16 protein-coding genes are annotated in these 20,488 nt (G+C 49.0%); all 16 read left to right on the forward strand.

What is annotated here, in order from left to right; translation table 11 throughout:
• Positions 1–193 precede the first annotated feature (193 nt).
• The 16 genes from CLOSYM_RS07965 (at position 194) to CLOSYM_RS08045 (ending at position 20,410) form a co-directional block, all read left to right on the forward strand.
• Positions 194–1,546, forward strand: a complete 1,353-nt coding sequence (locus tag CLOSYM_RS07965; RefSeq protein ID WP_003507213.1) for a DUF512 domain-containing protein — start codon at positions 194–196, stop codon at positions 1,544–1,546.
• A 55-nt stretch (positions 1,547–1,601) separates the two neighbouring features.
• Complete coding sequence (gene der / locus CLOSYM_RS07970; RefSeq protein ID WP_021641725.1) at positions 1,602–2,936, forward strand: ribosome biogenesis GTPase Der; 1,335 nt, start codon at positions 1,602–1,604, stop codon at positions 2,934–2,936.
• Between the two features lie 2 nt (positions 2,937–2,938).
• Positions 2,939–3,574, forward strand: a complete 636-nt coding sequence (gene plsY / locus CLOSYM_RS07975; RefSeq protein WP_003504125.1) for a glycerol-3-phosphate 1-O-acyltransferase PlsY — start codon at positions 2,939–2,941, stop codon at positions 3,572–3,574.
• Positions 3,575–3,588: 14 nt separating this feature from the next.
• Positions 3,589–4,599 (forward strand): NAD(P)H-dependent glycerol-3-phosphate dehydrogenase, encoded by a 1,011-nt coding sequence (locus tag CLOSYM_RS07980; RefSeq protein ID WP_003507212.1) that lies wholly within the window; start codon positions 3,589–3,591, stop codon positions 4,597–4,599.
• Positions 4,600–4,899: 300 nt separating this feature from the next.
• Positions 4,900–6,129: an ABC transporter substrate-binding protein gene (locus tag CLOSYM_RS07985; protein ID WP_009298283.1), complete on the forward strand. Its 1,230-nt coding sequence runs from the start codon at positions 4,900–4,902 to the stop codon at positions 6,127–6,129.
• A 103-nt stretch (positions 6,130–6,232) separates the two neighbouring features.
• The gene (locus CLOSYM_RS07990) at positions 6,233–7,114 is read left to right on the forward strand and encodes a branched-chain amino acid ABC transporter permease (protein ID WP_003507206.1); all 882 of its coding nucleotides are present in this window, start codon (positions 6,233–6,235) and stop codon (positions 7,112–7,114) included.
• A gap of 9 nt (positions 7,115–7,123) precedes the next feature.
• Positions 7,124–8,188, forward strand: a complete 1,065-nt coding sequence (locus CLOSYM_RS07995) for a branched-chain amino acid ABC transporter permease (RefSeq protein WP_003504118.1) — start codon at positions 7,124–7,126, stop codon at positions 8,186–8,188.
• Positions 8,189–8,191: 3 nt separating this feature from the next.
• Positions 8,192–8,950 carry an ABC transporter ATP-binding protein gene (locus tag CLOSYM_RS08000; RefSeq protein ID WP_003504116.1) on the forward strand — a complete coding sequence of 253 codons (759 nt, stop codon included), beginning with the start codon at positions 8,192–8,194 and terminating at the stop codon, positions 8,948–8,950.
• A gap of 12 nt (positions 8,951–8,962) precedes the next feature.
• Positions 8,963–9,673, forward strand: coding sequence for an ABC transporter ATP-binding protein (locus CLOSYM_RS08005; protein ID WP_021641727.1), 711 nt, complete (start codon positions 8,963–8,965; stop codon positions 9,671–9,673).
• A 214-nt stretch (positions 9,674–9,887) separates the two neighbouring features.
• Positions 9,888–11,363: a stage IV sporulation protein A gene (gene spoIVA, locus CLOSYM_RS08010; protein ID WP_021641729.1), complete on the forward strand. Its 1,476-nt coding sequence runs from the start codon at positions 9,888–9,890 to the stop codon at positions 11,361–11,363.
• 61 nt (positions 11,364–11,424) lie between these two features.
• Complete coding sequence (locus CLOSYM_RS08015; RefSeq protein ID WP_003504110.1) at positions 11,425–13,026, forward strand: MBL fold metallo-hydrolase RNA specificity domain-containing protein; 1,602 nt, start codon at positions 11,425–11,427, stop codon at positions 13,024–13,026.
• A 37-nt stretch (positions 13,027–13,063) separates the two neighbouring features.
• Positions 13,064–13,540, forward strand: a complete 477-nt coding sequence (gene rnhA / locus CLOSYM_RS08020; RefSeq protein ID WP_003504107.1) for a ribonuclease HI — start codon at positions 13,064–13,066, stop codon at positions 13,538–13,540.
• Between the two features lie 194 nt (positions 13,541–13,734).
• Positions 13,735–14,643 carry a lysozyme inhibitor LprI family protein gene (locus CLOSYM_RS08025; protein WP_009298277.1) on the forward strand — a complete coding sequence of 303 codons (909 nt, stop codon included), beginning with the start codon at positions 13,735–13,737 and terminating at the stop codon, positions 14,641–14,643.
• A gap of 191 nt (positions 14,644–14,834) precedes the next feature.
• Positions 14,835–17,441, forward strand: a complete 2,607-nt coding sequence (alaS, locus tag CLOSYM_RS08030; protein WP_021641733.1) for an alanine--tRNA ligase — start codon at positions 14,835–14,837, stop codon at positions 17,439–17,441.
• A gap of 791 nt (positions 17,442–18,232) precedes the next feature.
• The gene (gene rpsU, locus CLOSYM_RS08040) at positions 18,233–18,409 is read left to right on the forward strand and encodes a 30S ribosomal protein S21 (RefSeq protein ID WP_003504099.1); all 177 of its coding nucleotides are present in this window, start codon (positions 18,233–18,235) and stop codon (positions 18,407–18,409) included.
• 204 nt (positions 18,410–18,613) lie between these two features.
• The gene (locus tag CLOSYM_RS08045; protein ID WP_044902254.1) at positions 18,614–20,410 is read left to right on the forward strand and encodes a DUF6020 family protein; all 1,797 of its coding nucleotides are present in this window, start codon (positions 18,614–18,616) and stop codon (positions 20,408–20,410) included.
• Positions 20,411–20,488: the final 78 nt, after the last annotated feature.

Consider the following 20,488-nt stretch of genomic DNA (forward strand, 5'->3'; position numbering starts at 1 on the left):
CCGCAGCAATTCATTCCGGCCGGATTCCCCCTCCTCGACCAACTTTCCACGGGGACGGAAGATTCAGCCAGAGCCCCCTCACCACACCGGACCCGGTCCGCTCCGGACGCGTCCTCCACACCTCAGTTAAATCTCCATAATGTTAACTAAACGACATTGCTATCTGAACTGTTACAGAAAGGCAGAATTAAGTATGATAAAACACGGACATCTGATCAGCAGGGTCGATCCCGGCTCTATCGCGGAGGAGCTTGAACTGGAACCTGGCGATATGCTTCTGACCATAGACGGCGATGAAATCGAAGATATTTTTGATTATGAATATAGAATTGACAATGAGGCCATTACCATGGTCGTCAGAAAGAAAAATGGGGAAGAGTGGGAACTGGATATTGAAAATGAATACCAGGATCTGGGCCTGACCTTTGAGAATGGGTTGATGAGCGATTACCGCTCCTGCAGAAATAAGTGTATTTTCTGCTTTATCGACCAGATGCCTCCGGGAATGAGGGAAACCCTCTATTTCAAGGATGACGATTCCAGACTTTCCTTCCTTCAGGGTAATTATATCACGCTGACCAACATGAAGGATAAGGATATTGACCGGATTATCAAGTACAGGCTGGCACCGATTAACATATCCGTCCAAAGCACAAATCCGGAGCTGCGGTGCCTGATGCTGCACAACCGCTTCGCAGGTGACGCCCTGAAAAAGATTGACACGCTCTATGAGGCGGAGATTCCGATGAACGGCCAGATCGTTCTCTGCAAGAATGTAAATGATAAAGAAGAGCTGGAGCGCTCTATCCGGGATCTCTCCCGGTACGCCCCCTGTATGGCAAGCGTGTCCGTGGTTCCCGTCGGACTGTCGAAATTCCGTGAAGGTCTGTATCCGCTTGAGCCGTTCACCAAAGAGGACGCCGAAGAGAATCTGGATATCATTGAAAAATGGCAGAAAATTATTTATGAAAAGCATGGGATCCATTTTGTCCATGCCAGCGATGAGCTGTATATGCTGGCCGGCCGGCCGCTGCCGGAGGAGGAGCGCTATGACGGTTATATCCAGCTGGAAAACGGGGTGGGGATGATACGCCTCATGACTTCCGAGGTGGAGGAGGTCCTGAAAACGGCGGACGACGACGGAAAAGAGGAAGAGCTGTCGATGGCGACCGGCGTTCTTGCTTATCCTTATATTAAGGAATACCTGGAGAGAATTACCGGTATCTATCCGGGACGGAAAGTGCATCTTTATAAGATTGAAAACCACTTTTTCGGGGAGCGGATAACGGTGGCCGGCCTGATAACCGGAACCGACCTGATAGACCAGCTGAGAGGGAAAGAGCTTGGAGAACGTCTGCTCCTGCCCTGTGCCATGTTCCGGAACGGGGAAGAGGTTTTTCTCGACGATGTGACGAAAAGCGATGTACAAAAAGCTTTACAAGTCCGGGTGGATATTGTAAAATCAAGCGGACATGATTTTGTAGATGCTGTGCTGGGGCCGGTAGAAGAGACGAAGGCTGAGCACGGAGCATATGAATTAATGTAACAGTTCATGCTGATTTAACTGCTATGAATTAATTGGAACGGAGGAGTAATATATTATGAATAAAAGGAAACCGGTTGTTGCCGTCGTGGGGCGTCCGAATGTGGGAAAATCCACGTTATTTAACGTCCTGGCAGGCGACATGATTTCAATAGTAAAAGATACTCCGGGTGTAACGAGAGACCGGATCTATGCCGACTGTACCTGGCTTGACAAGGCGTTTACCCTGATTGACACAGGAGGTATTGAGCCCGACACGAAGGATGTGATCCTGGCCCAGATGCGCGAACAGGCCGAGATAGCCATTGCGACGGCAGATGTAATTATTTTTATTGTGGATGTAAGGCAGGGGCTGACTGATTCCGATTCAAAGGTGGCCGACATGCTGCGCAAATCGAAAAAGCCGGTGGTGCTGGCCGTCAACAAGGTGGACAGCTTCCAGAAATTCGGCAATGACGTCTATGAATTCTATAATCTGGGAATCGGTGATCCGGTTGGAATATCGGCAGCTTCCCGGCTGGGGCTGGGCGAGCTTTTAGATGCGGTCGTAAGCCATTTTGAGGACGGAACAGGCGAAGAAGAGGAAGACGAGCGTCCGAGAATTGCCATTGTGGGCAAGCCGAATGTCGGAAAGTCCTCCATCATAAATAAGCTGCTGGGGGAAAACAGGGTAATCGTATCCGATATTGCAGGCACTACCAGGGATGCTGTGGATACGGAGATTATCCATAACGGAACGGAATATGTCTTCATCGATACGGCGGGACTGCGCAGAAAGAGCAAGATTAAAGAAGAACTTGAGCGCTACAGCATCATCAGAACCGTTACGGCGGTGGAGCGTGCCGATGTGGTGCTGGTTGTCATTGATGCCGTTGAGGGTGTGACGGAGCAGGATGCCAAGATTGCCGGGATTGCCCATGAAAGAGGAAAGGGCATCATTATCGTTGTAAATAAATGGGATGCCATCGAGAAGACGGATAAAACCATTTATGAATACACCAATAAGATAAAGATGACCCTGTCTTTTATCCCATATGCCGAGTTTATCTTTATTTCGGCTGCCACAGGACAGAGAATCAACAAACTTTATGAGATTATCGATATGGTCAGGGAGAACCAGACGCTGCGCATTGCCACCGGCGTGCTGAATGAGATTATGACGGAGGCGGTAGCCCTTCAGCAGCCGCCGTCCGATAAAGGCAAGAGGCTGAAGCTCTACTATATTACGCAGGTCTCGGTGAAACCGCCGACCTTTGTAATCTTTGTAAATGATAAAGTACTGATGCATTTTTCATACACCAGATACCTGGAAAACAGAATCCGCGATGCGTTCGGCTTCCGGGGAACTTCTCTCAAGTTCTTAGTCCGTGAAAGGAAGGGAAAGGAGCAGTAGGTATGGAACGGCTTATTTGTGTTGCAATCGGTTATGCATTCGGCCTGATTCAGTCCGGCTATCTGTATGGAAGGATTAATCATATCGATATCCGCCAGCATGGGAGCGGCAATGCCGGTTCCACTAATGTGCTGCGCGTTATGGGAACAAAGGCCGGTGCGGTAGTATTCCTCGGCGACTTTTTCAAAGCGGTTGCTGCGATATGCCTTGTCCGCGTACTCTTTGCCTCGGGCTCAGACAGCGTGGATCTGCTTGCCCTGTATGCAGGACTGGGCGTTACGCTGGGACATAACTTCCCGTTCTACCTCCGCTTTAAAGGCGGCAAGGGGATCGCCTGCATGGCAGGGATTATGACGGCGATGGATTTCAGGATTACCCTCACCTGCTTCGTGGTTTTTGCCGTCGTGGTGGCTGTGACCAGATATGTGTCTCTCGGATCCATTTTGGTATCCATAACCTTTTTCGCGGAACTGATTATTTTCGGCAGGATGGGAAGCTACAGGGTAGCCGCCCTCAGCCTGCCTGAGTTTTACATACTGGGCGGCGTCCTGATGGGAATGGCAGTCTGGCGCCACCGGGCCAATATTGGACGCCTGTTGTCCGGAACAGAAAACAAACTGGGAGCATCGAAAAAATAGCGGAGGATTATATTATGGCTGCAATTGGTGTGATTGGATCAGGAACGTGGGGGACAGCTCTGTCCCTGCTTCTTTGTAAAAATGGCTGCGAGGTAACGGTATGGTCTGCCATTGAAGAAGAGATAACGGAAATGAAAGAGAAGAGGAGGCATAAGAACCTGCCCGAAGTAGTGCTGCCGGAGGAACTCAGGCTGACAGCAGATTTGAAGGAAGCCATGGCGGAGAAGGATATTCTCGTGCTTGCCGTTCCTTCCGTTTATATAAGAGCGACGGCGGCCCGGATGAAGGAGTTTATCCGATACGGCCAGATAGTAATCAATGTATCCAAAGGAATCGAGGAAAGCAGCTTAAAAACCATGTCTCAGGTAATTGAGGAAGAGCTTCCGGAGGCAGAGGTGGCCGTCCTTTCAGGGCCGAGCCATGCCGAGGAGGTAAGCCGCGGGATCCCCACCACCTGTGTGGCGGGAGCTCACCGGAAAAAGGTGGCCGATTACATCCAGTCCGTCTTTATGAGCCCGGTATTCCGTGTCTATACAAGTCCCGACATGCTGGGAATTGAAGTGGGAGCAGCCTTGAAGAATGTAATAGCCCTTGCCGCAGGCATTGCTGACGGCCTCGGTTACGGAGATAATACAAAGGCGGCCTTAATCACAAGGGGAATTGCAGAGCTTACAAGGCTTGGCGTCAGGATGGGCGGTAAAGAACAGACCTTTGTAGGACTCTCCGGAATAGGCGATTTGATTGTTACCTGCGCCAGCATGCACAGCCGCAACAGAAGAGCCGGTATCCTGATTGGAAAAGGATATACCATGGAAGAAGCCATGAACGAGGTTCAGATGGTGGTGGAGGGTGTTTATTCCGCCAAAGCCGGCATGAAGCTGGCTGAGGCTTATGGAATCGACATGCCGATTGTGGAGCAGGTCAATCAGGTGCTTTTTGACGGAAAACCGGCGAAAGAGGCAGTAAACGATCTGATGCTGCGTGACCGTAGAATCGAAAGTAGCGGCCTTCCCTGGGAATCATAAAAAAGACAAAAAGAACCGTTTGTCTTCCTGATGACATCAAGCGTTCGCAAGCGGAAGACAAAACGGCTCTTTTTTGTCCTTTCTATGAACTGAGGAGATAGCAGCTATAACGACAAGTTATGGCAAGAAGGAAATTGAACGGAAAAATGAAGTTTTTCTTTCGATTTCCTTCTTTTTATGAGGTTTTTGTATTGACAATTCAAATTGTTAAACTTATAATGTCGTCAATCAATCCGTTAGCATGCCATTTGAAAATACTTGAAAAATACGGCGCTGACAGAAGAATTGGAGGAGAAGATTATGAAAAAAAGATTACTGAGTTTAGGCCTTGCGGTGGCTATGGCCGCATCCCTGACTGCCTGCGGAAGCTCAGGCGGTTCTGCAGAGACGAAAGCTCCGGCTGGAGAGACTAAGGCTGCTGATGCAGCAGGTACAGAGACAAAAGCCGCAGAAGAAGCAGCAGAATCAGCCGGAGGCGTATTTAAGATTGGCGGAATCGGACCGTTAACCGGACCGGCTGCAGCTTATGGAATTGCCGTTAAGAACGGAATGGAACTGGCTGCCAAGGAGATTAACGCTGCCGGAGGTATTAACGGTGCGCAGATTGAATACAACTTCCAGGATGATGAGCATGACCCTGAGAAAGCAATAAACGCTTACAATACATTAAAAGACTGGGATATGCAGATGCTTTTAGGTACGGTTACATCCAAACCATGTATCGCAGTTGTTGCTGAGTCTCAGGTTGATAATATTTTCCAGATTACACCGTCCGGTTCTGCCGTTGAGTGTATTTCAGGGGATAATGCGTTCCGTGTATGCTTCTCTGATCCGGATCAGGGTAAAGCTTCCGCACAGTACATAGGCGAGCACAAACTTGCTACCAAAATCGCAATTATTTATGACAGCTCTACAGAGTATTCCGACGGTATCCGTGAGTCCTTCGTAGCGGAGGCCGCCAACCAGGGACTTGAAATCGTTGCCAGTGAAGCCTTCACGGCAGACAGCAACACCGATTTCTCCGTACAGCTTGACAAGGCAAAAGAAGCCGGAGCAGAGCTTGTATTCCTTCCGATTTACTACCAGGAAGCTTCCGTTATCTTAAAACAGGCTTCTGATAAAGAGTTCAGCCCGATCTTCTTCGGATGTGACGGTATGGATGGTATCTTAAGTGTTGAAAACTTCGATACATCTTTAGCAGAAGGATTAATGCTTTTAACACCTTTCTCCGTTGACGAGGAAGGCAGCAAGGATTTTGTTGAAGCTTACAGGGCTGCATATAATGAAGAGCCTCTTCAGTTCGCCGCAGGCGCTTACGACGGCATGTATGCCATCAAGGCAGCAGCAGAAAAATCCGGTATTACACCTGATATGAGTGCATCCGACATCTGTGACGCAATGAAGGCGGCCATGACGGAAATCACGATTGACGGTTTAACCGGTACGGGAATGACATGGACGGCAGCAGGAGAGCCGAACAAGGCACCGAAGGCTGTTAAGATTGAAAACGGCGTATATGTAATCCAGTAATAAAGCAATATAGAATTAGCCCTTAAAGAGGGTTGTCCGAAAGACAACCCTCTTTTTAACTATTAATATACCAAATAAAGACAAAGAGGTAGGTGTAAGCGGTATGAGTTTTCTTTCTTATTTAATCAACGGGATCAGTCTTGGAAGTGTATATGCTATCATTGCCCTTGGTTACACCATGGTTTACGGAATTGCAAAGATGCTGAATTTCGCCCATGGTGACATTATTATGGTCGGCGGTTTTACCGTATTTACGATCGTAAGTACGGCAGGGGGGTCACCGGTCGTCGGGGTTCTGGCCTCGATTGTAGTATGTACGGTTCTGGGCGTTACGATTGAGAAGGTCGCTTACCGGCCTCTGCGCGGGGCCTCTCCGCTGGCCGTTCTGATCACGGCTATCGGCGTCAGCTATCTGCTGCAGAATGTCGCCCTGTTAATATTCGGTTCCAATGCAAGACAGTTCACTTCGGTCGTAACTCTGCCGGCGCTCAAACTGGCCGGCGGCAAGCTGTCCATTTCCGGTGTAACGATTGTGACAATTATTACCTGCGTGATAATCATGCTGGCTCTGACTACATTTATCAACAAGACAAAAATCGGCCAGGCGATGCTGGCTGTTTCAGAAGATAAGGGTGCAGCCACTCTGATGGGTATCAATGTAAACGGCACGATTGCCGTTACCTTTGCCATCGGTTCCTCCCTGGCTGCGATTGCGGGCGTGCTTCTCTGTTCCGCTTATCCGTCCCTGACACCATACACAGGCTCCATGCCGGGTATCAAAGCATTCGTAGCGGCTGTTTTCGGCGGTATCGGCTCGATTCCGGGAGCCATGATCGGCGGAATCCTGCTCGGAGTAATCGAAAATCTGGCGAAAGCCTATATCTCTTCCCAGCTGGCTGATGCCATCGTGTTCTCCGTACTGATTATCGTGTTACTGGTACGTCCGACCGGCATCCTTGGTAAGAAGATCAACGAGAAAGTGTAGGTGAATAGGATGAAATCATATAAAAATAAAATCTTGATTCAGAATACTATCACTTATGCACTGGTGATAGCGGCCTTCCTTCTGATTCAGATTCTGATGGCCGGGGGCCATATAAACAGTCTTTTAAAGGGAATTCTCGTTCCGCTCTGTACCTATGTCATACTTGCCGTATCCCTGAACCTGACGGTGGGAATCCTCGGGGAGCTGAGCCTGGGACACGCCGGTTTTATGTGTGTGGGAGCCTTTTCCGGGGCATTTTTTACCCATGTTATGGCAGCCTCCATTCCCAACCCGCAGCTCCGCTTTATTATCGCTCTCTTTGTCGGTGCGGTCGTAGCGGCGGCGTTCGGCATCCTGATCGGTATTCCGGTGCTTCGTCTGAAAGGAGATTACCTTGCCATCGTAACTCTGGCTTTTGGTGAGATTATTAAAAACGTGATTAACGTGCTCTATGTTGGCACGGACGCCTCGGGTATCCATATCTCAACCAAGGATGTGGCCTCCTTAAACCTGGCTGAAGGCGGCAAGGTCATCATCAAGGGCGCCCAGGGTATCACCGGAACGCCGAAGATGGCAACCTTTACGATTGGCTTCATTCTGGTGCTGATCACCCTTTTTATTGTCCTGAATATGATTAATTCCAGAACCGGACGCGCCATCATGGCAATCCGCGACAACCGTATCGCGGCAGAGTCCATCGGAATTAATATCACAAAATACAAATTGCTGGCATTTTCCGTATCAGCTGCCCTGGCCGGCGTGGCGGGCGTACTCTATGCCCATAACCTGGCAACACTTGCCGCAACGCCCAAAAGCTTCGGCTATAATATGTCGATTATGATTCTGGTATTCGTCGTTCTCGGCGGCATCGGGAATATCCGCGGCTCCGTAATCGCGGCGGTCATCCTGACCCTGCTTCCGGAAATGCTGCGCGGTCTCAACAATTACCGTATGCTGATTTATGCCATTGTGCTGATCGTGATGATGCTTCTCACGGCAAGCCCCAAGGCGATTCAGATTCGCGAAAGATGGATTTCTTCCATCAGGAAACCAAAGACAAAGGAGGAGGCGTAGGTTATGGCAATGCTGGAAGTTAAAAACTTGAGTATCTCCTTCGGCGGCCTGAAAGCAGTTGATGACTTTAATGTTATGATTGAAAAAGGGCAGCTCTATGGACTGATTGGGCCTAACGGAGCCGGTAAAACAACGATATTTAATCTGCTGACAGGGGTTTATAAACCGGACTGCGGCCAGATTACCCTGGATGGAATGAATATAACAGGCCGGAAAACGGCCGATATCAATAAGGCCGGAGTAGCCAGGACGTTTCAGAATATCCGTCTTTTCAAGGAACTGAGCGTTCTTGATAACGTAAAGGTGGGGCTTCACAACCACTACAAGTATTCCACCCTGTCGGGAATTTTTCGTCTTCCCGCTTATCACAAGGTGGAAAAACAGATGGATGAGAGGGCAATGGAGCTTTTAAAAGTTTTTGATATGGATCAGGAATTTGACTGCAAGGCTTCAAATCTACCTTACGGAAAGCAGCGGAAGCTGGAGATTGCGAGGGCGCTGGCAACGGAGCCGAAGCTCCTTCTCCTGGATGAACCTGCGGCCGGCATGAACCCCAATGAGACGGCGGAGCTGATGAACACGATCCGCTTTGTCAGGGATAATTTTGATATGACGATTCTCCTGATTGAACACGATATGAAACTGGTATCCGGAATCTGTGAGCGCCTGACCGTGCTGAACTTCGGCCATATGCTGGCGGAAGGCCCCACAGGCGAAGTGCTGAATAATCCGCAGGTAATTGCGGCATATCTGGGAGAATAGGGAGGAAGTCTTATGGCAATGCTGGAAGTTAAGGATTTAAGTGTATATTATGGCGTTATACAGGCCCTGAAAGGGATTTCCTTCGAGGTTAACGAGGGAGATGTAATCGCCCTGATTGGAGCGAACGGAGCCGGTAAAACGACCACTCTCCATACTATCACAGGACTGATTCCATCTAAATCGGGCAGTATCACGTTCGAGGGGAAAGACATTACAAAGGTACCGGGTTATAAGCTGGTGCCGATGGGGATTGCCCATGTGCCGGAGGGGAGGCGTGTATTTGCACAGCTCTCCGTTCTGCAGAACCTGAAAATGGGCGCTTATACGCGAAATGACAAGCAGGAGATTGAAGATACTCTGACAAAGATTTATAAGCGCTTCCCAAGGCTGGAGGAAAGAAAGAACCAGCTGGCCGGAACGCTTTCAGGCGGTGAACAGCAGATGCTGGCCATGGGCCGGGCCTTAATGTCCCATCCCCGCCTGATTGTAATGGATGAGCCGTCGATGGGCCTTTCCCCCATCTATGTGAATGAGATCTTCGATATTATCAAGGAGATCAACGCAGACGGCACCACTGTACTTTTGGTGGAGCAGAATGCGAAAAAGGCGCTGTCAATCGCCAACAAGGCTTATGTGCTGGAGACAGGAAAGATTGTGCTGAAGGGCGACGCCAAAGAGCTTATGAATAATGACTCGGTGAAGAAGGCTTATCTGAGCGAGTAGGAATATAGGATTTGTCAGACAGTCTGGCAATATGAAGGCAGGAGAGAGACTCACGTGGTTACGATATCATTACCGCATGAATTTCTCTCCTGCTTTTTAAAATAATTGTCAGAAAAAAGAAAGGTATGGACATACCTCTTCGCCAATATTTTTTAGCATACGCCCCCTTCCCCCTTGCATATACTTGTATCAGCATAGCCAAGGGGGTATTTTTATGGACAATTTTAACGTATACAGTGACATTAAGGCCAGAACGAACGGGGAAATCTACGTAGGCATCGTAGGTCCTGTCAGAACCGGCAAATCTACCTTTATCAAGCGCTTCATGGAACTGATGGTGCTGCCGGGCATGGACGATCCGCATGCAAGGGAGCGCACAAGGGATGAACTGCCCCAAAGCTCCGCCGGGAAAACCATCATGACGACAGAGCCGAAATTCATCCCCAAGGAGGCGGCCCAGATCGCGCTCAGCGACGGCGTTGACGTCAAGGTCAGGCTCATTGACTGTGTCGGTTTCATGGTGGAAGGCGCTGCCGGCCATATTGAAAATGATACGGAACGCCTTGTGAAGACTCCCTGGTTCGATGCGGAGATTCCGTTTACCGAGGCGGCGGAGATCGGCACAAGGAAGGTTATCAATGACCACTCCACCATCGGTCTCGTCATCACGACGGACGGTTCCTTCGGAGACATTAAGCGGGGAAATTACATAGCGGCGGAAGAGAAGACGATCAAAGAGCTTAAGAACCTGAAAAAGCCGTTCCTGGTGCTTTTAAACTCCATGAGGCCTTATTCCGATGAAACCAGGGAACTGGCAAAGCAGATGGAGGAAAAATACGGGGTTCAGGTTATGCCTGTCAACTGCGAACAGCTCAAAAAAGAAGACATTAAGGTGATCCTGGAAGAGATTCTGCATGAATTCCCGGTTACGGAGATTGACTTCACCATTCCCAAATGGATGGAAATTCTCCCGCGTGAACACTGGCTGAAGAGCCGGGTGATCCAGACCGTCAAGGAAATGCTCAAAAAGACGGATCATATGCGCGATGCCCAGGAGGCGCTTCCGGAAGAGGATAAGGAAGCCGTCAGAAGAATTAAAATCACAGGGATGAAGATGGCCGACGGCAGCATCCAGGCCCAAATCGAGGTGGATGACAGCCATTACTACCAGATTTTAAGCGAATATGTCGGCGTCCCGATCGAGGGGGAATATCAGCTTATGCAGACTTTAAAGAGCCTGGCCTCGATGCAGAAGGAGTATGAGAAGGTGAGCAATGCCGTATGCCAGGTGCGCCTTAAGGGCTACGGAGTCGTTACGCCCGACCGCTCGGAAATTGTGCTGGATGAGCCGCAGCTAATCCGCCACGGCAACAAATACGGTGTGAAGATGAAAGCTCAGGCGCCGTCCATCAACCTGATAAAGGCCCATATTGAGACGGAGATAGCGCCTATCGTGGGAAGCGAACAGCAGGCCGAGGATTTGATCACTTACATAAAAGAAAATGCAGGACAGAGCGAAGAGGGCATCTGGAGCACCAATATTTTCGGAAAATCCATTGAGCAGATTGTGGATGACGGAATTCAGGCGAAGATTTCCCAGATGACGGAGGACTGCCAGATGAAATTACAGGATACACTGCAAAAAATTATTAATGACAGTAACGGCGGTATGATTTGCATTATTATCTGATATCGGGTATACTTAAACCATCAGTTTTGGCAAAAATAAATACAGTACAGGAGATGGTTAAATGAGATTAACTTTTATCGGTGCGGATCACGAGGTAACGGGAAGCTGTCATTTATTGCAGGCATGCGGTCTTAATATCCTGGTAGACTGCGGTATGGAACAGGGAATTAACAAATTCGAGAATGCAGAGCTTCCCATCAGTTACTCCGATGTGGACTATGTGCTTGTGACTCACTCCCATATTGATCACGTGGGAATGCTGCCATTTATTTATGCAAGGGGATTCAGGGGCCAGGTGATGGGTACCAGGGCCACCTGTGATCTCTGTGAGATTATGCTCAGGGACTGTGCCCACATTCAGGAGACAGAGGCGGAGTGGAAGAACAGAAAGGCAAAACGTGCAGGTAAATCGGAAGTACCTCCGCTCTATACGATGAACGATGCCAATGGAGTGCTGGAGCATTTTGTGCCCTGCAATTACGACCAGATTATTAAACTGAAGGAAGGCTTTGAGATACGTTTTACCGATGTAGGCCATCTTCTGGGGTCTGCCTCCATAGAAATCTGGATGACGGAAGAGGACTGTTCGAAGAAAATCGTCTTTTCCGGCGATATCGGCAATAAAAACAAACCTCTCATCAGAAGCCCGCAGTACATTCATCAGGCTGACTATGTGGTTATGGAGAGCACTTACGGCGATCGGTTCCATAAGCATACCGGCGATCACGTGGAGGAATTTGCAAAAGTTATCGAGGAGACGCTGGACCGCGGCGGTAACGTGGTGATTCCCGCCTTTGCAGTCGGCCGTACCCAGGAGGTCCTCAACTATATCAGGGAAATCAAGGAAAAACATCTTGTAAAGGGCCATGACAATTTCCCTGTCTACCTCGACAGCCCTATGGCGGTGGAAGCAACGGCAGTCTTTAAGGAAAACATGATGGACTGTTATAATGACGAGACAAAAGCCCTGATTAAGAAGGGCATCAACCCGATTTCCTTCCCCGGCCTGCGTCTCTCCGTTACAAGCGACGATTCCATTGCCATCAACTTTGACGAAGAGCCGAAGGTGATTATTTCGGCCGCAGGCATGTGTGATGCCGGACGTGTCAGACACCATCTGAAGCATAATCTCTGGAGACCGGAATGCACCATTCTCTTTGCCGGATATCAGGCGGTAGGCACACTGGGCCGCAGTATTGTCGAGGGAAGAGAAGAAGTAAAGCTGTTTGGTGAATCGATAGAAGTCAAAGCCCATATAGAAAAGATAGAGGGCATCAGCGGCCATGCGGATCAGACAGGGCTGCTTGAGTGGGTCGGCAGTTTCATGGAACGGCCGAAACATGTCTTCGTCGTACACGGCGATGATGAGGTTTGCGACACGTTCGCAGCTACGGTAAAAGAGAAATTCGGCATGGAGGCAGACGCACCGTTCAGCGGAACCTCCTATGATTTAAAAGAGGGCTGCTTTATTACTGTTACCGAGGGCATTCCGATCAAGCGGGAAGCGGAGCCGGCTAAAAAGGCCGCAGGTGTATTCGGGCGTCTGGTGGCTGCCGGTGAAAGGCTGCGCAGAGTTATTCTGAATAACGAAGGCGGCGCCAATAAGGATCTGGCCCGTTTCGCAGATCAGATCAATTCCCTCTGTGATAAGTGGGACAGATAGAAAAGACTGAGAATGAACCTGCAAAGGAGAGCATAATTTGAAAGTGGAAATTTATACGGACGGTTCCGCCAGGGGCAATCCTGACGGACCGGGCGGTTTTGGGACCGTGCTTCATTACCGCGACGGCTCCGGCCAGCTGCATGTGAAAGAAATATCCGGAGGATATAAGCGGACTACGAATAACAGGATGGAACTGATGGCTGCGGTGGCAGGCCTGGAAGCGCTTAACCGCCCCTGCGAGGTCAGTCTGTATTCTGACTCCAAATATCTGGTGGATGCTTTTAACCAGCGCTGGATAGACGGCTGGATAAAAAAAGGATGGAAGCGGGGAAAGAATGAACCTGTCAAGAACATCGATCTCTGGCAGCGCCTTCTGGCCGCCAAAGAGCCTCATCAGGTGACTTTTATCTGGGTAAAGGGCCATAACGGACATCCTGAAAACGAGCGGTGTGACTTTCTTGCCACATCGGCCGCCGATGGGGACAACCTTCTGACGGATCCCGGAGTGCAATGACATTCAGCATCTCCGCGCCAGGCCGCCGTTTCCAATAATCTGAGGGCAAAGTCCTCCCGGCTGTGGACCAAAGCAGCCGGGAGGACTTTATTTATTAAATATATCTTACAAAGTATTACTTATTTTTGGAACCTATTTCCTTTCCTGCGTAAATATGATATCTTTATTTTAAATAACGCGAGGATGGATAAATATTGAAAAATAGAGGCGTAATAATTGCAATTATTTTGATTTTAATAATGGGCGCAGGGGTGACTGCCGGGACAAAACGTTTTATAAGCGATAAAACGTCGGGCAGTCCTATGCCTGTTTTGGAAGAACAGGCTTCGCCTTCTTCCGGTCAGGGCATGGAGAGTATGCCTGTAGCGGCCGCCGGGATCACTACTTTCTCAGCTGACGGTGAAGCGGGGGCGGAGGACTCCGGAGAAGGAACTGGAACTAAAACTGAAGCCGGACAGACTTTTAGTGCGGCAGATACGAAAGAGAAGGACGGCAGCCAGACGGAAGGGGCTGCCGATAGAATATATTATTCCAGAAGTAGTGATACGGCCGGAGAGACAGAGCAGACGGCGGCGGCCGTTTCGGAAGAACTTAATCAGGCGGCGGCTCCGGCTGCCGGTTCATCATTGCCTGGAGAGAGTTCTGCAGAGATGAAAAGCAGTGTTGTAATATCTCCGCTCACCGGGGTGAACGAATCGGATGCTGTAATCGCCGATAACTCCAAAACACTGGAAGGCTACCGGAAAAAACTGAGCGAGATAGACAGCCTGGTTCAGAATATGCAGAGTGCGGAAGCGGGTTCCAATACGGATTCCCTGAAAAATGTCGCAGACTATGAATACCGTCTTTGGGATACGGAATTGAACCGCATTTACCAATCCCTGCTGGAGGGAATGACGGAGGAAGAATCGGAAGCTCTTCGGGCGGAAGAGAGGGAATGGATCCGGACACGCGACCTCGCTGCAAAAAAAGCGGCGGCCAAATACGGCGGCGGAACTATGGAAAGCCTTGAATATACGGCTTCATTGTCTGCTTCTACGAGGAGCCGTGCCTATGAGCTTTTGGACAGCTATGGTGACTATTTAGAACAGGAAGAAGATTGACCGGGATTCTTTAAATGCAGAGTAAAGCCTTCACAGCCGGAGTGCGGCCGTGAAGGCTGTTTTGTATGATTTCCTCTTGATAAATGGATTTTCCTATGATAGGATATAAAGAATGAAGAAATATATAGAAAAGACAGAAACTTACAGGAGGAAGCAACGTGGAAAAATACGGTGTAAACGAACTTAGAAGGATGTTCCTGGAGTTCTTTGAGAGCAAAGGACATCTGGCAATGAAGAGTTTTTCTCTGGTTCCACATAATGATAACAGTCTGCTGCTTATCAATTCCGGCATGGCGCCGTTAAAACCATATTTTACCGGACAGGAGATCCCGCCGAGGAATAGGGTGACTACCTGTCAGAAGTGTATCCGTACCGGCGATATCGAGAATATCGGTAAGACTGCCCGTCACGGCACTTTTTTTGAAATGCTTGGAAACTTCTCATTCGGTGACTATTTTAAGACCGAAGCAATCCACTGGTCATGGGAATTCCTGACCGAGGTGGTGGGACTGGATCCCGACCGCCTTTATCCGTCCGTTTATCTGGAGGATGACGAGGCGTTTGATATCTGGAATAAAGAGATGGGTATCCCCAAAGAGAGGATATTCCGTTTCGGCAAAGAGGACAACTTCTGGGAGCACGGCGCCGGTCCATGCGGGCCATGTTCCGAAATTTATTATGATCGCGGCGAGAAGTACGGCTGCGGCAGTCCTGACTGTACCGTAGGCTGCGAATGTGACCGATATATCGAAGTCTGGAACAACGTATTCACCCAGTTTAATAACGACGGCCACGGCAACTATACGGAACTGGAGCATAAAAATATCGATACAGGCATGGGTCTGGAGCGTCTGGCTGTTGTAGTGCAGGAGGTAGACTCTCTGTTTACGGTTGATACAAATAAGGCTTTACTCGACCGCGTATGTGAGCTGGCTCACACAAAATACCAGGAAAACCACGAAACCGACGTTTCCCTGCGCATTGTGGCGGATCATATCAAGTCATGTACCTTCATGATTTCGGACGGAATCATGCCTTCTAATGAAGGACGCGGATATGTGCTCAGAAGACTTTTAAGACGTGCCGCACGTCATGGGAAGAAACTGGGTATCGAAGGTAAATTCATGGCAGAACTGTCAAAGACAGTGATTGCCCTTTCAAAAGACGGTTATCCGGAACTGGAAGAGAAGAGCGCCATGATTTTTAAAGTGCTTTCCGAGGAAGAAGATAAATTCAATAAGACTATCGATCAGGGACTTGCCATCCTGGCTGATATGGAGACTGAGATGGCAAAGAACAATGAGACGGTTCTTTCCGGCGATAACGCATTCAAGCTCTACGACACCTACGGCTTCCCGATTGATTTGACAAGAGAGATTCTGGAGGAGAAAAATCTCTCCCTGGATGAGGACGGTTTTACCGCCGCAATGAAAAAACAGAAGGAGCAGGCAAGAGCGGCCAGAAAGACAACAAACTATATGGGCGCAGATGTCACTGTATACCAGTCTATCGATCCTGCAGTCACCACTGAATTTGACGGTTACGGTAAACTGGCGGAAGAATCCGAGATCACGGTTCTTACAACGGAAACAGAGATTGTAGAAGCTCTGACTGACGGACAGGCCGGTACAATCATTGTGAAGAAAACTCCGTTTTATGCCACCATGGGCGGACAGCAGGCCGACGTGGGAGTAATCACCGCACAGGATGCCGAGTTTACAGTAAAAGATACAATTAAGCTTCAGGGCGGTAAGGTAGGCCATGTCGGTTACGTGACTAAAGGCATGTTCAAGACAGGAGATACCGTAACCCTGAAGGTCGATAAAGAGAACAGAGAATTGACGGAACGAAACCATTCCGCAACCCATCTGCTTCACAAAGCGCTCCGCACGGTACTGGGTACCCATGTAGAGCAGGCCGGTTCTCTGGTGACAAAGGACAGGCTGCGTTTTGACTTCACACATTTCTCCGCCATGACAGACGAGGAAATTGCCGCTGTGGAAAAACTGGTTAACGACGAGATTGCCGCCGCTCTTCCGGTCGAGACGATGGTCATGACACTGGATGAGGCAAAGAAGACAGGCGCTATGGCATTGTTCGGCGAGAAGTACGGCGACAGTGTAAGGGTTGTAAAGATGGGGGATTTCTCCACCGAGCTCTGCGGCGGTACTCATGTGGATAATACCAGCAGTATTTCTGCATTCAAGATTGTATCGGAAGCAGGCATTGCCGCCGGCGTAAGAAGAATCGAAGCGCTGACATCCACCGGTCTCATGAATTACTATAAGGAGATGGAGAAGGAACTTCATGAAGCCGCCAGAGTCGTTAAATCCACACCTTCCGGACTGACGGCAAAGCTGGAATCCATGCTGGATGAGATTAAGGCACTTCACTCTGAGAATGAGAAGTTAAAGAGCAAGCTGGCTAATGATTCCCTTGGCGATGTCATGAACCAGGTACAGGAAGTTAACGGCGTAAAGCTCCTGGCCGTACAGGTAAAAGACGTGGATATGAACGGCTTGAGGAATCTTGGCGATCAGCTGAAAGAAAAGCTTGGAGAAGGCGTTGTAGTGATTGCGTCCGTACAGGACGGCAAGGTTAACCTGATGGCTTCGGTAACCGGGGAAGCTCAGAAAAAGGGCGCACATGCCGGAAATCTCATCAAAGCAATTGCCGGACTTGTCGGAGGAGGCGGCGGCGGAAGGCCCAATATGGCCCAGGCCGGCGGCAAGAATCCGGCCGGTATCCCGGATGCACTGAAAAAAGCTGCCGAGACCGTACGGGAACAAACAAAATAGAGTCAGAACAGGTTAGGGATATCGATAAACGATGACCTGCATGCTCCGCGCACAGGTCACAGCTTTCAATCAAAGGAAGAAGAACCGTTACGGCAATTGAACTGCTCCGGTTCTTCTTTCTTTATTACTTTTCTTTATATCTGAAACAGCATTTACAGCACTGCGGCTTCGAAGGTACCGGCGGTTTTGGCGGGCACGGCGGCTTTGGCGGGTACGGCGGTTTTGGCGGGCACGGCGGTTTTGGGGGACATGGCGGCTTCGGTGGGCATGGTGGCATCATAGGCCACAGCCCTTCAGTCTGCCATGGATAAAGGGGCCAGAACACAGGAAACCACCAGCCGGAATACATCATTCCCCAAGGGCATTGCGAAACCGGAAGAAAGCCTTCATTCCCGCTGTCAGCATAGCTGTAATCATTATTGGAATTATGATAGCTGCTGTTATTTCTTTCACTGCCGTTATTGCACTCATAGCCCATACGGCTGTCGTTATTATCAAAAGATATGGGATTGCTCATGCATTATTCCTCCTTTTATAGATGTGGACGGACGCTAATTTGTCCTGTTTTTATATAGTATGACAGGCCGGCCGGGAATGTCCCGTTTTTAAAGGGATATTAAATCACAGAATCAAATACTTGAAAAACAATTTGAAGAAATTTCAAGAAAACATGAAAATCCTGTTGACGTATGGAATTTTTATGATATAATTTTACTAGTGCTAAAAAAATACCCAAACAGTTGTATTAATATGCACTTATTACACAACTGGAAGGAGGTTAGGTGTGAGCTATGTCAAATGTAATCGTTAAAGATAACGAAAGCTTAGACAGCGCTTTACGCAGATTCAAAAGAAACTGTGCAAAGGCTGGTATTCAGCAGGAGATTCGCAAAAGAGAGCATTACGAAAAACCAAGCGTTCGTCGTAAGAAAAAATCCGAAGCTGCTAGGAAACGCAAATATAATTAATCAAACGATAATCTGATTGCTTTACGCACAGGTTACTGTCTGCAATGATGAAAAGTCCGCAGTGCGTACTTTTCACCGAAAATCAACGAAACAAAATCCCTGGTTTATTAAGCCAGGGATTTTTTACTCTGTATGGGAAGACTGTTTATTTTCAGAAAAAGGAAACAAAACAGCCAGAAGAGAATAACGCGAGGAGGAGAATTCATGACAAAAATAAAAAAGAGAGTAATATGGGCTGCCATAGCCGCATATGCTACCGTGTTTTTCCTGACCAGTGATACACTCCTTGCATTTCCGCTTTTAATGGAACCTTCCTCGGTATTCTGCCTGCCGGTAACGGCCGGTATCGCTTTCCTTTATCTGAAAGCATTTTTTCCTTTTGACCGGAGACGGATTTTAATCAGTTTTGTATCCGGTATCCTGATGGGGCTGATGTTTATCCTGGGAGTCAGGTATTCCGTCAACGAGGTACCGGCGCCTTCGGCCTTCAGCTTTCTGACTGCGCTTCTGGCAGCGGCATTGCTGTTTTCTGCATTTATAAGCCTGCTTCTTAAGAGTCTGTCCCTTGTACCGGCACGTACCGGTTCAGCGGCAGCAGAAAAAACAGGCGTAAAGACATTAGCCGCACTGTTTGCCGTCACCTTTGCCGTGTATGCGGCAGCATTTCTGGCGGTATATCCGGGAATTTACTCCTATGACGCTTCCGTTCAGGTTTTACAGTTTTTCGGCGATAATCCGGTTACCAGCCATCATCCGATTCTGCACACCTTATTTCTTTGCGGAAGTCTGAAGGCGGGGGAGGTACTGTTTCACAGCTATCAGGCCGGACTTGCCCTCTACAGTCTGATTCAGATTACCTTTATGGCAGCGGTAATCACCTTTGTCCTGTACCGTATGGTTCGAAGAAACGTTCCAAACTGGCTGGTTATTCTCTCCTGGCTCTTTTTGGCGGCCAATCCCTATATGCAGGTTCTTGCTTTACTGACAACCAAAGATGTTCTGTTCGGGGCTTTCTTCCTGCTGACCTTTGATTTTTCGATTGACATGGTATCTGATCCGGAACGCTTCTTTTCAAGCCGGATTATGCAGGTCGGTTTCTTTCTGTCTGCGTTCTTTTCCTGTCTCTTCCGGAATCAGGGAATCCATGTATTTATATTTTTCTCGCTGTTTGCACTCGTTTTCTTTATCCGGCATAAAAACAGCGGTAAAGCCCGTAAACTGGCTCTCCGATGGACCATCTGTGCGGCGGCGCTGTCTGCCGTGTATTTGACATTAAACGGCCCTGTTCTCACAGCGTTCGGCGTAGAAAAGGGGGATGCCAGGGAGATGCTTAGCGTGCCGATGCAGCAGCTCGCGAGGGTCTGGCACGAAGCGCCTGAAAGCCTGACGAGGGAAGAAAAGGCTTATATTGAAACGCTGATACTTCCTGAGGCCCTGGATGGCTACGTGAGGGTTAATGCCGATCCGGTTAAAAGCGGTTTTCAGACGAATGTCGTCAAAGAAGATCCGTTAAAGTTTGTCGGAACCTGGGCCGGAATCGGGGCAAAAGAACCGCTCATTTATTTGGACTCTTTTCTGATGGGCAACTGGGGATACTGGTATCCCGGAGAGACACAGTACTGGATCAGCTACATCATGTTTGACGGTGCATTTTTGGAGGATGAATATAACGTTCTTCATATCTTCCGGAACAGCCGTTTTCCCTGGTACAATAATTATCTGAGGACAATCAGCCTGACCCCGGAATTTGAAAAGATTCCCCTTTTGTCGCTGATTCTGAATCAGGCTTTTCCATTTTGGCTGATGCTTGCGGCCGGAACTGTATCTATATATAGAAAGCAAACCTGCCTTCTCGTGGCTTTGTCTCTGATTCTGGGATATTGGGGGACGCTGCTGCTTGGCCCTGTGACCGGTGTCAGATATGCCTTTCCTCTGATGCTGTGCGTGCCGCTGCTGTTTGAACTTTTTATGTATGGGACAGCGGGGAGAGTTGAGAATTAATTGAGAATGGGAGGATGCGTCCGGAACGGACCGGGGCCGGTGCGGTGGGGAGTCAGTCCGCTGGCCGTACCGGCGGCG

It is taken from the genome of [Clostridium] symbiosum ATCC 14940 (assembly GCF_000466485.1).
Lineage (GTDB): Bacteria > Bacillota > Clostridia > Lachnospirales > Lachnospiraceae > Otoolea > Otoolea symbiosa.

Bases quoted from the DNA above. Each gene is read 5' to 3' on its own strand.
- CLOSYM_RS07965 (WP_003507213.1), top strand. From the start codon at position 194: ATGATAAAACACGGACATCTGATCAGCAGGGTCGATCCCGGCTCTATC.
- der (WP_021641725.1), top strand. From the start codon at position 1,602: ATGAATAAAAGGAAACCGGTTGTTGCCGTCGTGGGGCGTCCGAATGTG.
- plsY (WP_003504125.1), top strand. From the start codon at position 2,939: ATGGAACGGCTTATTTGTGTTGCAATCGGTTATGCATTCGGCCTGATT.
- CLOSYM_RS07980 (WP_003507212.1), top strand. From the start codon at position 3,589: ATGGCTGCAATTGGTGTGATTGGATCAGGAACGTGGGGGACAGCTCTG.
- CLOSYM_RS07985 (WP_009298283.1), top strand. From the start codon at position 4,900: ATGAAAAAAAGATTACTGAGTTTAGGCCTTGCGGTGGCTATGGCCGCA.
- CLOSYM_RS07990 (WP_003507206.1), top strand. From the start codon at position 6,233: ATGAGTTTTCTTTCTTATTTAATCAACGGGATCAGTCTTGGAAGTGTA.
- CLOSYM_RS07995 (WP_003504118.1), top strand. From the start codon at position 7,124: ATGAAATCATATAAAAATAAAATCTTGATTCAGAATACTATCACTTAT.
- CLOSYM_RS08000 (WP_003504116.1), top strand. From the start codon at position 8,192: ATGGCAATGCTGGAAGTTAAAAACTTGAGTATCTCCTTCGGCGGCCTG.
- CLOSYM_RS08005 (WP_021641727.1), top strand. From the start codon at position 8,963: ATGGCAATGCTGGAAGTTAAGGATTTAAGTGTATATTATGGCGTTATA.
- spoIVA (WP_021641729.1), top strand. From the start codon at position 9,888: ATGGACAATTTTAACGTATACAGTGACATTAAGGCCAGAACGAACGGG.
- CLOSYM_RS08015 (WP_003504110.1), top strand. From the start codon at position 11,425: ATGAGATTAACTTTTATCGGTGCGGATCACGAGGTAACGGGAAGCTGT.
- alaS (WP_021641733.1), top strand. From the start codon at position 14,835: ATGTTCCTGGAGTTCTTTGAGAGCAAAGGACATCTGGCAATGAAGAGT.
- rpsU (WP_003504099.1), top strand. From the start codon at position 18,233: ATGTCAAATGTAATCGTTAAAGATAACGAAAGCTTAGACAGCGCTTTA.
- CLOSYM_RS08045 (WP_044902254.1), top strand. From the start codon at position 18,614: ATGACAAAAATAAAAAAGAGAGTAATATGGGCTGCCATAGCCGCATAT.